The organism is Nitrospira sp. (assembly GCA_029194675.1).
Taxonomy (GTDB): domain Bacteria; phylum Nitrospirota; class Nitrospiria; order Nitrospirales; family Nitrospiraceae; genus Nitrospira_D.
The window spans coordinates 516,895-529,775 of record JARFXP010000001.1; the positions used below are offsets into that span (position 1 = coordinate 516,895).

Consider the following 12,881-nt stretch of genomic DNA (forward strand, 5'->3'; position numbering starts at 1 on the left):
ACGATCATAGCTCTATACCAATTCATTTAGAGGAGTGTACCTATGTTGACGATTGAGGATTCGGTTCGCTTTGTCTCTCGGAGACCGAACATCTCGATGGCCCATCTGATACTTGTTAGTTTCCTACTCATGCCACTGGCTGGTTGTGCAGATGATGGAGGGGGAGGACCGATGGTTTCTAGCCTTTCTACGCCAACGGACGCTACGGCAGGATCGGACTCGGATCAAGCTCCTCATTCCGCAGCGGCAGATTCTGGCGGTGAAGACGACCCGATGATTACCATGACTCCGACTCCAACCGGAGTGACCGCGCATGTGACTTGGGATCGCCCCTCTGACTTCGAAGCGACTGGTTACTACATTTACTATGGAAAACGTTCACCAGAAGAACTACGGTCAAAGGAGTCAAGTTCAGAAGAACCAAGCTCAGAAGAATCTAGCTCGGAAGAGTCAAGCCCAGAAGAACCAACTTCATGTTCTCGCGGGGAAAGCCAACCCGTCGAGGGTCCACCCGTCACGATCACCGGGCTTGAACCCAACACACCATATTTTTTTGCGATCCGCGCGGTCAACGACTCTGAGAGCATTTGCTCGAACGAGATCACGATGGTAACGCCTCCGGTTGAATCTTAAGAGTACACATCTTTTGCCTGAAGGAGACTACGTGATCCAGGAGCCCTTCTCCTGCGACAAGAGAATTGAACCGTGCGAGGAACTGAACTTTTTCACAGCCCATCACACACAGAATCCTGTGATGCCTCATTCCGCTGCAGAGGGTTGGTGGTCCATCAAGCCATCTCAACTGAGGTGACCTGCGACTTGTCCAGGGGCTGTGACAGACGAACATCCATAGTGAAACGTCCATCATCGAAGAAAGGCCATGACACTGATGCGACACTTCTTACCGACACACATCACCCAAACGGCTCGGTCTCATCGTACGCCTACGTCCACACCTCGGTTCTGGCAGATGCTTGGAATCACGGCGTTCCTCTGCCTGAGCCTCGCTCCTGAGGGCTTGGCGCAAACGACTGTTAGCCCGACATCGCTGACCTATAATGCGGTGCAAAACGGAACAAACCCAGCCAACCAGACGATATCCGTCTCCCGGACCCGCACTAGTACAGTTACGCTCACGACCTCAGACAATGCGACCTGGCTGACGGTGTTGAATGCACCAACATCCATGACAACAAAAGCGACGCTCACGGTGGGTGTCAATACAAGTGGGCTCAAAATGGCGGGCACCTATAACGCCACCATCACGATCAAGGTGGGCACCTGGTACACGAAGACAGTCCCGGTGACGTTGTATCTATCCCCCTCTCTCACGTCCACCACGCCACCGCCATCAACCACGTCCTCGGCGACCCTCACATGGAATGCGGTCACCAGCACACCGGTCAGCGGCTATAAAGTCTGGTTCGGCACGATATCCAACCAACTCCAATCCATTAACGTAGGCGCCGTCACATCCTACACTGTGAACAGTTTGACCGTGGGCCGCATGTACTATTTCGCCGTCTCGGCCTATAACAGTGCTGGCGAGAGCCCCCTCTCTACCCAGGCCAGCAAAACCATCCAATGACCCACCTAGCTATATCAACATCAGCCCTAAAAACAAAGGGTCATCTCCCGACCGGGAGATGACCCTTCTACTCCGTTTGCTTTATGGACAAAGTCTGGTTAGTTTTTCCGTGAAGTCCGCTTCCAAATTCCAAGCCCAGCTAACCCAGCGCCCAGCAGGATCAAGGATGCTGGTTCAGGAACGGCCTTGCACCTTAGGCAAGGGCTAGGTATGGGTGTAGGTCCAGGTATAGGTCTACGTCGAGCAAGGTTGGTGCTGTCAGTAGTAACGCTAATGCTTTGACTTGTAATGCTGATGCTACTGGTCGTTTGGGCCATCGCAAGATTCCCTGAGAAGCCGAGAATAATTAGGACGGCTCCCAAGAGAATAGAGTGAATCGACCTACCCTCTTTCTTCATCATTGCCATCCTCCCAGTTACACACCGATATCCTCGCACTGTAGCCTTAGCTTACGCATAACTTGTGCTAGCTGAATGTTCATCATAAGCGACTGAAAGTATTGCGGCTGTCTGTAGGCTTCTTCATTCACAAAGCACAGGTTGTAAAAAAACATTACATTACTTTTCTCAACAACGTAGAAATGAAAATTTATTTCAATGTTTTCAATGGTTCATGAAATACATACGTTGTAAAATAAATTTGCACACCAGGGGTTACTTTATGCACCTCTTTCTTCTAATTTATCGGCAAATTTTGATGCTCTTAACCCATACCGAGAGAGCAACTGGTAGAGGGTGGGACGGCTGATCCCCAAGTCAACAGCTGCTTTGGATAGATTGCCATTGGCTTTTTCCAGTACCAACTGCACCAGCTCCTTTTCCCGAAGGTCACGGGCGCCTCGGAGTGTCGTGGAACCACTGTCAATGAGGGGGAGATTTTTCAATTCCAAATTCTCGGGGCTGACGTATTTCCCTTCCGCCATCACAACCGCCCGTTTGACCCTATTTTCCAATTCTCGGACATTGCCAGGCCAATTGTGCGCCAGCAACGTTTCGATAGCTTGTGGTGTAAACCCTCTCAGCACTTTTTGTTGTTCTTCCGCAAACTTCATCAAGAACGTTTTCGCGAGGAGAGTAATATCAGACCCCCGTGCCTTCAGGCTAGGTACGGAAAGAGCCACCACACAAAGCCGATAAAACAAATCTTCCCTGAATCGACCACTGTTGATAGCTTCTTGCAGATCAACATTCGTCGCAGCAAGAATCCTGACATTGACGGAGACCCCATCCTTTCCTCCCAACCGATGGACCTCATGATCTTGCAAAAACCGCAACAACTTGACCTGCAGGCTGAGCGGAACATCTCCGATTTCATCCAGGAAAAGTGTGCCGGCTTGCGCGGATTCGATTCGGCCTTTTCGTTGCTGGACGGCCCCGGTAAATGCTCCCTTCTCATACCCGAACAGCTCGCTCTCCAATAGTGTCTCTGGGATCGCTGCGCAGTTGATGGTGATAAAGGGCGCCTCTTTCCGCCCGCTCAGTCGGTGAATCGCACGAGCCACGAGTTCTTTCCCCGTCCCGCTCTCGCCGGTGATGAGGACCGGCACGTCGGACGGTCCGACGCGGCGAATCATGCCGAACACGTCTTGCATAGGCTTGCTGTTCCCCACAAGACCGTCAATTCCAATGCCGACGGTCCTGTCCTGAATGGCTCGACTCTCCCGCTCCAAGTTAAAGAGGTACGTCGCCCGCTGCAACACCACCTTCAATACATCGAGCTGTACCGGCTTCTCAAGAATGTCATACGCGCCACTTTCCATAGCGACAAAGGCTTTCGCTCGATCGCTGTTGCCTATGACAACGATCACCTTCGCCCCAGGATTCAGTCGAAGGGTCTCCTGCAGAATTACCAACCGTTCGGAGACCTCGTCTGCCTGGGGGGGCAGCCCCCAATCCAGCATTACCAGCGACGGCATGGCCTGGCGAATCTGTGATAGTGCAACCGCGCGATCCGATGCCTCAAGGATCTCGTAATCCGGCGCGAGCGCCCATTTGATTTTGTTGCGAAGATCGGCATCATCGCCGACAAGGAGTAAGATAGGATAGGTTGTCATGGCTTAGCGCTCTGCTCCACAATCTGTCGAGAGCTTGTTCACTGCCCTCGAAGAGATCACATCCTCTAATTCCACGCTGGGCCACGTCGGTCAGCCGACATGCCGATACATAAGCCGACCCACCGAAACCAGCATTCTGTTAGGAATGCAGGCACAAATGGTTTTCCCTAGATGCACCTTCAGACGTTCCAAGTGGGGAGACACCTCACCGGCAGGACCGCGCCACAGAGTGAGCCGCCTACTGTGTGCTCCCCAACGTTCCTTGAACCTGATCAGTCCTCGGTGATCGAGTTCCGACCGACCCAAATCGAGCTCTTCCATCCCTGCCGCTTTCGCTGCTTGGATGGCCTGCCAGAAAAGCATCGGGGTCGCCCCCAGATTGTTATACCGGGCATCGGAGCCGCCGTACTTGTAATACATCTTCTTGCGATGATTCATGGTCAAGATTCCTGCGACGGGTTGGTTTCCCTTGAACGCAACACGAATACAAACATCTTTTCCCATACAGGCAACGAGATTCAGGAACCATTCGAACGGCTGCGGCGGAAGATGCTTACGCAATCTCGACAGCACGATGAGATCATAGAATGACCGCACCAGGGGTTCGCTTCGGCCCTCCTCATACCTCAGTGCTTGGCGTTCCGCGTGACGGATTCTCCGTCTAATACAATTTTTATGGAATCCCTCATATAACGCATCAAGGCTGGGCCGAAGGTCGAGTCGATGCCATCGATAGACTTGACATTCTCTAAGGCCCTCCTCGACGCCGAGGAAGGCGCCGCTGGTTCGCATTTCTGTATACTTCCATCGATTTGTTCCTCGGACTGTTGCGAGATGAGTACAGAGCGCTCCGAGTTGCTCGCTGTTTTCGACAAGCGGTTCGCAGTGGTCCGTGAAGGGCAGCGAAACCAGCCGGTCGCGCGTCACCAGACTTCGCACGATGCAAAACAGGAGAGCGTTCGTCAGCTTCTCAGATGGCGCAGAGGTCGTAAAAGCGACCGGCTCATACCCATAGGTAGTGCGCAACGCACTCAGCCAGCCGATCGTATGGAAGACGGACGAGTTCGGATGTCTATCGACAAATTCGGACCACCGATCATCTCGAAGAGGGTTTATCGTCCAAACACCATCCTGTGCCAAGCCCATCGCATCCTCTCGCGCGATCGAAGCTGGCCCAAAGCATGTGGCCTCGGTATGCTGATCAGGCTTGAGCACAAGACCCATCATGAGGCATACCCGAACCGCTGTTCTATCTTGCGTAGCAGCCAGACAACGGAAAAGAGCACCGCGAGCGAAAGGACAAAGAAGGGAATGCCGCCATTCCGGTGGAGAGCGCTGTCCGTAATGAAGCTGGGGTCGACATAATTCGCGAGCAGTGACAATCCGACGATCCGCACGGCGTTCTTCACGATCGTCAACGGAATAACGATCGACACAAGTCCCATTTTCCCCCAAGTCGATCGGAGAATCAGATGGCCAGCCGCGAGACTGGTAATGAATAACGCGAGAGCAGATCGGATGCCGCTGCATTCTTCTGCTATATAAATCGTGAAGTCCGACAGGCTGAACACAAACCCCTCTCGAAAGACAGGAACGCCGAGTATAGAGAACAGGACATCGGTTGCTTCCGCCGAGCCATGCTGCAAGAAGCCGATAACCGCATCCAGAAGAACAGTTGGGAACGGAACCATGAAGAGGAGCATCACCAGCGAAAACAAGTTCGTTCGAAAGCACTCAGCCCCAAAACTGAAGAGAAACAGGCCCCAGCACATCACGACAAAGGCTAAAATCAGCACAGCTAATCGATCCGGTGTCTCCTCTTGTCCATCGGCAAGCCGGTAGCAGACCGCAGCACCGGTCATGACCAACGCGCCGACCATCGGACTCCATGCGTGGGAAGTCAGTATGACGGTTCGGCTCAAGAACAGCAGATAGCAAGTCAGCGCCGGGATCAACAACACGTGGGAAAAATGCTCATTTCCCAAGGCAAGAGCGACGAGCTTCACGAGCGGCGCCCAAAACCACGCACACACACCGACGAACAATAGAAGAACAAGGACGTTCCGCCGACCAGGTCGCCACGGCAGGGCGTGGTTCACCAGCCCAAGACCGGTGCGGCCTACCGACGAAGCCGCTTCATCCAAACCGGTTCCGCTTTTGTCCGAATGCGGCCCCCTCACGAGCGTTTGCATGCGATTCCTTGCACCCCTACCTAATCCACACGGAGATATCCGCCCCTCAGCATGCCCCCTTTCCGGTAATCATCGCGGCTGGTGTCGCCAGTAGGATCTTGATGTCGGACCTCAGGGACATAGTCCTGGCGTACCGTAAGTCGAGACGTACCATCTCGTCGAAGGTGGTCCGACTTCGACCGACCACTTGCCAAAGACCGGTCATGCCAGGCTTGGCCTCCAACACGCGACCTCGGTGCCACGGTTTGTATTGTTCCAATTCATACGGGAGCGGCGGCCGTGGCCCTACCAAAGACATGTCGCCGACCAGCACATTCCACAATTGGGGCAGCTCATCGAGACTCGTTCTCCGGAGAAACCGGCCGATGGGAGTGATCCTGTCATCGTTCGTGAGTTTGAAGACAGCCGGCTTCTCTTGCGACTGCGCCTGGTCGCTGGCTGTGATGAACCAGCTCACATAGTCATGGTGAACATGGTGATCTGCCGTCGCATACATCGTACGGAACTTGCCCATTGCAAAGGGTTTCATCATATACCCGACCCGCATCTGCCTGAACAGGACCGGCCCGGGCGAGGAAAGCTTGACAAGGACGGCAATGAGGGCAAACGCCGGCAAAAGCAGAACCAACAACAAGGCGCTGAGCACAACATCCATGCTTCGCTTGAAGATCTGAAAATTTTGAAGGACCGGCCTATTCACCGAGAGTTCCGGATACAGCAGTGGATCAATTGAGGACGCCGGCCTCTCGTTTGAGGCACTCTGCTCTGGATATACACGCATTCTTATCGAGAGATGTTGCGCAATCTCTTCATCGCCATGAATCGCGATCGCGCTCCGGACTGCCCTTTCGAGCCGATCGCAGGTTGCGGTCAGATCGGCGGGATCGATCTCGGGCACGATGAGACCCATGACACACGGCGGTTCAAACCACCCCAGGATATCGAGTTCCGATGCGACCGCCGACAAGGCAGTCGCCACGACAGCCCCATCAGTCATCCCCTGCTCGCCTGACCTGTTCGGAAGGCTGACTAACAACATGGCCATGGATGAGCCGGAACGGTCTGCCCGCTTTCGTTCCTGCGTCACCGCCTGTTTGAAGAGCTGCTCGTCGAGCAGCATCGAAAGTTGTCTCATCATGTCGATGTCCGCGTATGTGGCGGTCCCCATCATCTTTCCTCTCTGTCCTGGCCACGAAGCCTAGGCCAATACAATATCCTTGTGTTGGTTGAGCGACTGTTCGGCCGCCTCAAGTATGCGCACGACTCGGAGGCCCGCCAGCCCATCGTTGATCGGTTTCGTCCCGTTTGTGACGCAGTCCAAGAAATAGCGTGTTTCCACCTTCAACGCCTCGGTCTCTTCTATTTTCGGTGCATACATATCGCCGGTCCTGTAGCTGACCAATGCCGCATGCATTCCCGATTCATTCTTCACGTCCGCGCCCTTGTCGTAGATGCGGAGTTTTTCCGCCAGATCGAGGTCGTTCCAGACCAGCATACGCTTTTGTCCACCGACCAGCGTCGTGCGCACTTTCACGGGTGAGAGCCAATTGACGTTGATGTGCGCCAGGACATTGTCGGGGAAATACACGGTGAGGTAGGCGATATTTTCGAGATTGTTCACGTGGGCTCCGCCGGTCGCCACAACCAACTCGGGCTCGACCCCGATCAGATAATCCATAATAGCCAAGTCATGCGGCGCGAGATCCCAGAGCACGTTCACGTCGTGCTGAAAGAGCCCTAGATTCACGCGTGTCGAATCATAGTAGTAGAGGCGGCCCAACGTGCCGTCATCGATGAGTTGCTTGATCTTGCGGACGGCTCCGGTAAAGAGGAAGGTATGGTCCACCATGATCTGGAGCCCCCGGCGCTCCGCGAGCTCGATCAGCTCCTCGGCTTCGGCAGAGGTTGCGGTAAAGGGTTTCTCCACGAACACATGCTTTCCGTTCTCAAGCGCTTTCTTGGCGAGTTCGTAGTGGTACGACACCGGCGTGATGATCGCCACAGCATCAATGTCCGTGGCGAAAAGAACCGCTTCCGGCTCAGTCGTCACACCGATGCCGGGATACGCCGCCATCACACGAGTCAATGCCGCGGGCGACTTGTCGCAGATCGTGACGACTTTGCAGTCGTGATGTGCGAGAAAATTCCTCACTACGTTGGGCCCCCAATAGCCATACCCGATCACACCGAGTCTTAGCATGATTCACTCCTTGAAAGAGGTTATAGGACTAGTCTGTGGAACGAGGAGACGGAGCAGAATGGTCGGCTGCATTGAATACTGCGAGATCACTCTGCTCCAGCACACGTATCTGAAGAGAGTGGTCATCCGTGAAATTCGGGACACCGTGTAAACGGTCTATCAAACGGGTCCTCAGATTGTCGTACCCATCTCTGGAAGAATCCGGTCGTAGAGCCGTCATCAAGACCCCCACGATCCGGCCTTGTCGATACCACCCGATGTAATCGGTGTCACGGCAACTGCTGGACAATACCGAGAGAGTCTTCTCGGCAAGCTCGGATCCGAAAGGCACGACTCGTCCTTGTGCGTTGGTGCGGTAGACGAGCAAGATCCGGCACAGATGGCCCGATCGCTCAGAACGCTTGGATTCTCGCTGGACGAGGTCGCGATATGCCGTTTCAGAATAGACGTTTGCGGAAGAAGTAGATTTCTTGCTCTTGGTCAGGCCAAGCAAGTAAGAGCGTATATCCCGCCACCGAATTGCTAAATGCATGAGCAGGTTGTGAAACGGAAGGGATGATCCCTCCCTAGAGTAAGGCCCTTGGGCGACTAGTTTCCTAGCGATCACAATAGTGCGAAGATCAGCTCATAAGACAATGAACGAGAGGGAGCGTCGATGCATCGGTCGCATGGTCGGCAATGCCTGGTAGGGGACACTCAGCAGAGAAATTATGTGACGCTCTCGTCGTCGGGCCTGCGATCGAAAGTGAGCGTACCGTGAACTAGTCGCGGCTTAATCTGCGCGGCAAATGCTGCCACCTCTCGTGGAAGGGCATACCAACAGGCATCGCCATAGCGGGTGATAACGTACTTGAGAAGACGTTCATACAGATCGACCTGATATTCCGAGGAGCTCGGTTTTCCATTAAAAGAAATGTAGTCCGGATGGACGACCGCCAAAACCATCCCACCATGCGAAGCCACCCAATCAAGCTTCTTCGTCCACAGGTCGATCGTCGTTTCCTTCAAGAGCACGAACAACGTGGAATCCTGCGGAAGCGTATAAGGGAGTTCGACGTAGCCCTTCGAGCCGTTGCGCTGAACCCAGAACGGGAAAATCGTCCCGACTCCATCCGGTTGCGGCTCGAATGGATCGGTATCAAATGTCGAGGTATCGTAGAGCAGATCGAGCGCGTGAAGCCAATCGAGGTTATGGAACATGTAGCCAGACCGGAAACCTGATGCTCCCCACACTTTAAGATAGTGATTGATTCTCTGAGCTTGCTTTTCAAAGTGCCGCGACGAGCGATACAGCGACCCATCGTGAGACAGATCATGGACACCGATTTCAAAGCCCTCCCGTTCAAGGTCCGCTCGAAGCGAGTCCGGCACACGGTACTCGCCCTCTGGAACGAAATTGAAAGACGCGCGGATGCCCAAGGCCTGGTCGAGCTCTGCCAGCTTCCGGCACCGTGCTAATCCCCGCGCACCTTCGACATCATGCGTGATCACAAATGCAAACTTCTTCCCGTTCGGCCACCCGGGCCAGCCCTCCGGCGGCCGAGCTGCAGACGGCAAAATAGGCCAGGAATCACTGAACTGCCTCCCTAAACGATTCGCAATCAGGCGACGTACTCGTATTCTAATGGCCCAGGGGATAGCCGGCTTCAGAAAATAGTATATGTTCGTCATACGCGATGTGGTCTTACTTCGTTTTCTTCCCACAGGTCCACTATGGCGAACCGCACGCCCCCTCGCTTTGTCCCTCTGAAACGTGGAGCCCAAACCATTCATATGCCTATGCTTCTTGATCAGTCCGCTTATTCCGCTTATGAGGAGCCCCTTTCATAGACAGCTACAGAAGACGTTCTGAGCCGCCGTCGATTCGTACATGAGGAATGCTGACGACTAGAACCACCCGACATATGACCAGCCATCACCAGGTCAGCTTCCAAGCTTCACAACGATACCAACGAATGTCGTCAAAACAACGCCCTTGAGCTAATATGGCGTGTCTCAATTGTGGTGACTTATGACCCGTTGAACCATTCCCTGTCCCTTTATTGTAGGTGTCTCCCTACACGATTGAACGATCATGGTATCACCTTCAACCAGCGCTATATATTGCCTACCGTTAAGAAACCACATTATCTTTCATTAGGTTAATAACGCAGGTAGCAATCTTAAATGCTCCATTGAAAACAGGCATCTGTTTTGCGTATCTGCAAGGGAAGATGTTATGGTGCTAAGCCAGTCAGAGAAATCTTCACTGGGTTATCTACCATCCAGCTATGCAACATGGCTTCTCAAACATAGGATCTGTTTAGCACAACGACAGGGGTAAAACTATGAAACGCTACTGTATTAAGATATTCATTGTCTGTGCAATTCTTTTGGGAACGTCTGAACTGGCCAATGCGGCATGTACTCAAACCCTCAGCCCTGGTGCAGCCCTCGCATCGGCCATTTCATCGGCAGCCGCAGGGTCAACGATCTGCTTGAATTCCGGGAACTATGGGACGGTGATGCTGGGATCGTTTACCAAAAGTCCACCCGTGATTGTTCAATCTGTCACAGCCCAGGGCGCCTCGATGGGGTTAACAGCGCAGAATGGGGCCAATGGCGTGACGTTTGACAGTATTAACTTTAGCAGTGGCGGTGCCACGATTTCGAACAGCTCCACGAAAAACATCACGATCAAAAATAGTGCATTTGGCACGAGTCAGCTTGTGATTGTGACCACCAACTTCAACAACAATAACATTCTCATCGACCACAATACGTTCGGAGCGTACAACTCGACGGGGTATGAAGGGCGGCTCACGATAACCTGGGGAGCAGGCGCACCAGGGCCCACGCCATCCGGCGTGACCGTCACGAACAATACCTTTGGCCCTGGCGGGTGCTCCGATGGTATTCAGATTGGTGCGAAGAGCGTAATGATAGGCCCTGGAAATGTCTTCACCGGAATGGTGCAAGGTAGTTGTTCTGCGCACGTCGATGCCATACAGGGATACGGGCAAGGCTCGACAAGCATCAACGGCAACTACTTCACTGGCAACACCATCAATATCGGCTTCTACGACGGAGGATCCTCCGAAACAATCACCAACAACGTGTTTGGCCCGCCAGCTACAGTGGCTCAGAATATCCAGCTCGGGGGCGTCGTGGGCATGACGCTTGCTCACAATACATTCCGTAACACGATTGTGGCCTACGGGTCCAAAGCGGGGAATTCCCCCAATTCTGGATGGATCATACAAAACAATGTCCTCGTGAATAGTGACCTGATTGCCTCGGGGGATCAGCCAGGCTGTGGCGCGAACTGCATCGTGCGCTACAACCTTGTGGATGCACAAAGCAGTATTGCCCCAACTGGAACCAACATCGTCTCTGGTACTCCGACCTTCGTTGGCGGCAACCCGCCCACGACATGGGCGGGTTATCAATTAGCTGGAAGCTCTCTCGGATCGAAAGCAGGCAATGACGGACAGGACATGGGAGCCAACTATTTTGTTGGCTCCACCTCCGGCACACAGGCGCCTGTCGCGCCCACTAACTTGAAGGTGCAGTGAGCACATAGAGCGGGTGCGCAATCTCATATTCATCCCGCCCCGATCACCGACGGGACGCAACAATAACTTCGGCAAGTCGCGTGCCATATTGGCAGGACGACGTCGGCGTCGGACACGCCAGGCCTTAAGACTCTTTACGCCAAGATCGGCCAACTGGCACTTTAATGGGACAACTGCCTACTGCGAATTGAGATGGGAATTTCCCATTTCACTCAGCATCGATCATAACGAATCGGCATCCACCCGCGATAAGATTAGGTCGATTTGATCCACCGGCTCATCAGGCCATTGGGTTATCCGTTGAGGCGGACTCTGCATGTTTCGTAGAATACAAGTGGATGCCAAATAATCGTTCCGGATTCGATAGCCTTGAAAGCCAAACACTGCGAAAACGGACAGGATGTCTTCGAGGGTCTTCCCTTGGCCCGCCATCATGCTCCTCGATATCTCTATGACGATTTCCAATTTCTCATCCGTCTGTGCAAGCCATGATGTCATTTCAGAAATGATGCGCGATTCGGCACCCTCGACATCTATTTTTATCAACCGGGCCGTTTTGATTTCTTCCGGTGTCAAAATGACTGCCAATGGCCTGGCTTCGATTTCCAGTTGCTCCCTCAATTGCCACTGGTTAGCCCATTCAAACATGAGGGTTGTAGCGCCGGAGGGTCTGCCTTGACGAGAAAAAATCTTTAGTTTCTCTGATTTATCCCAGGCGGCCATATTTACCGTACACACATTGTACACGCCGTTCCGCTTAAGATTGCGCTCGAGATTTCGGTAGGTCTGAGGCAGAGCCTCAATCGCCACCACTTTCCCTGAAACTCCCACCAGTTTTGATGCCAGGAGGCTGAAATAGCCGATATTGGCTCCTACATCTATAAATAAGTCACCGGGACGCAAACGACGCTCAATCCAACGCGTCAAGATCGGCTCCCAGACACCGAGATAGTAAATGTGCTTCCCGATGATGTCGCTCGCATCAACTTCCAGCGTGCTCCCAAATACTGTGGTCCCAGACACCTTGCCTTCAAGCCACCACAGATGATCAGCAACCGAGTTGTAGAGAAACACTTTCCCCAGAGACCACGGCCCGAAGCGAATACATGCTCTTAGTGGACGAATGATAAGAAACCTCATAACCGTCCTTAGGAACGGTGGAAAGGACTGAAGCGTGTCCTTTACAATAGAATTTTTATAGACCATGCTTGTCACTTTTCGGCATGAAGGATTCGGATATCTGATTAATCGGCTTACACAATCAAGAAGTGTCTATTCTGACTGCCAAAATATT

Annotated in this window: 10 protein-coding genes; 2 read left to right on the forward strand and 8 right to left on the reverse strand. The window is 53.2% G+C overall.

The annotated features are described in order from the left end of the window. The first annotated feature begins 880 nt into the window (after positions 1-880). Entirely contained in the window at positions 881-1,588 is a 708-nt protein-coding gene (locus P0120_02505) for a fibronectin type III domain-containing protein (protein ID MDF0673203.1), read from the forward strand. Between the two features lie 658 nt (positions 1,589-2,246). Here the strand turns inward: P0120_02505 and prsR are convergent. The 7 genes from prsR to P0120_02540 form a co-directional block, all read right to left on the reverse strand. Then, positions 2,247-3,641, reverse strand: coding sequence for a PEP-CTERM-box response regulator transcription factor (gene prsR / locus P0120_02510; protein MDF0673204.1), 1,395 nt, complete (start codon positions 3,639-3,641; stop codon positions 2,247-2,249). 90 nt (positions 3,642-3,731) lie between these two features. After that, the gene (locus tag P0120_02515) at positions 3,732-4,787 is read right to left on the reverse strand and encodes a GNAT family N-acetyltransferase (GenBank protein ID MDF0673205.1); all 1,056 of its coding nucleotides are present in this window, start codon (positions 4,785-4,787) and stop codon (positions 3,732-3,734) included. 77 nt (positions 4,788-4,864) lie between these two features. After that, positions 4,865-5,833, reverse strand: coding sequence for an exosortase/archaeosortase family protein (locus tag P0120_02520; GenBank protein ID MDF0673206.1), 969 nt, complete (start codon positions 5,831-5,833; stop codon positions 4,865-4,867). Positions 5,834-5,879: 46 nt separating this feature from the next. After that, a complete protein-coding gene (locus P0120_02525; protein ID MDF0673207.1) occupies positions 5,880-7,004 on the reverse strand; it encodes a sugar transferase in 1,125 nt (374 codons plus the stop codon). 27 nt (positions 7,005-7,031) lie between these two features. After that, positions 7,032-8,033, reverse strand: coding sequence for a Gfo/Idh/MocA family oxidoreductase (locus P0120_02530; protein MDF0673208.1), 1,002 nt, complete (start codon positions 8,031-8,033; stop codon positions 7,032-7,034). 28 nt (positions 8,034-8,061) lie between these two features. After that, positions 8,062-8,565 (reverse strand): hypothetical protein, encoded by a 504-nt coding sequence (locus P0120_02535; protein ID MDF0673209.1) that lies wholly within the window; start codon positions 8,563-8,565, stop codon positions 8,062-8,064. A 176-nt stretch (positions 8,566-8,741) separates the two neighbouring features. After that, entirely contained in the window at positions 8,742-9,704 is a 963-nt protein-coding gene (locus P0120_02540; GenBank protein MDF0673210.1) for a hypothetical protein, read from the reverse strand. A gap of 833 nt (positions 9,705-10,537) precedes the next feature. On the opposite strand from P0120_02540, the gene P0120_02545 reads away from it, so the two are divergent. After that, entirely contained in the window at positions 10,538-11,587 is a 1,050-nt protein-coding gene (locus tag P0120_02545) for a hypothetical protein (protein ID MDF0673211.1), read from the forward strand. A gap of 222 nt (positions 11,588-11,809) precedes the next feature. Here P0120_02545 and P0120_02550 read toward each other — a convergent pair whose 3' ends face one another. Then, positions 11,810-12,793 carry an FkbM family methyltransferase gene (locus P0120_02550; GenBank protein MDF0673212.1) on the reverse strand — a complete coding sequence of 328 codons (984 nt, stop codon included), beginning with the start codon at positions 12,791-12,793 and terminating at the stop codon, positions 11,810-11,812. Between the last annotated feature and the right edge of the window lie 88 nt (positions 12,794-12,881).

Bases quoted from the DNA above. Each gene is read 5' to 3' on its own strand.
- P0120_02540 (MDF0673210.1), bottom strand. From the start codon at position 9,704: ATGACGAACATATACTATTTTCTGAAGCCGGCTATCCCCTGGGCCATT.
- P0120_02505 (MDF0673203.1), top strand. From the start codon at position 881: ATGACACTGATGCGACACTTCTTACCGACACACATCACCCAAACGGCT.
- P0120_02530 (MDF0673208.1), bottom strand. From the start codon at position 8,033: ATGCTAAGACTCGGTGTGATCGGGTATGGCTATTGGGGGCCCAACGTA.
- P0120_02550 (MDF0673212.1), bottom strand. From the start codon at position 12,793: ATGGTCTATAAAAATTCTATTGTAAAGGACACGCTTCAGTCCTTTCCA.
- P0120_02535 (MDF0673209.1), bottom strand. From the start codon at position 8,565: ATGCATTTAGCAATTCGGTGGCGGGATATACGCTCTTACTTGCTTGGC.
- P0120_02515 (MDF0673205.1), bottom strand. From the start codon at position 4,787: ATGGGCTTGGCACAGGATGGTGTTTGGACGATAAACCCTCTTCGAGAT.
- P0120_02520 (MDF0673206.1), bottom strand. From the start codon at position 5,833: ATGCAAACGCTCGTGAGGGGGCCGCATTCGGACAAAAGCGGAACCGGT.
- P0120_02545 (MDF0673211.1), top strand. From the start codon at position 10,538: ATGCTGGGATCGTTTACCAAAAGTCCACCCGTGATTGTTCAATCTGTC.
- P0120_02525 (MDF0673207.1), bottom strand. From the start codon at position 7,004: ATGATGGGGACCGCCACATACGCGGACATCGACATGATGAGACAACTT.
- prsR (MDF0673204.1), bottom strand. From the start codon at position 3,641: ATGACAACCTATCCTATCTTACTCCTTGTCGGCGATGATGCCGATCTT.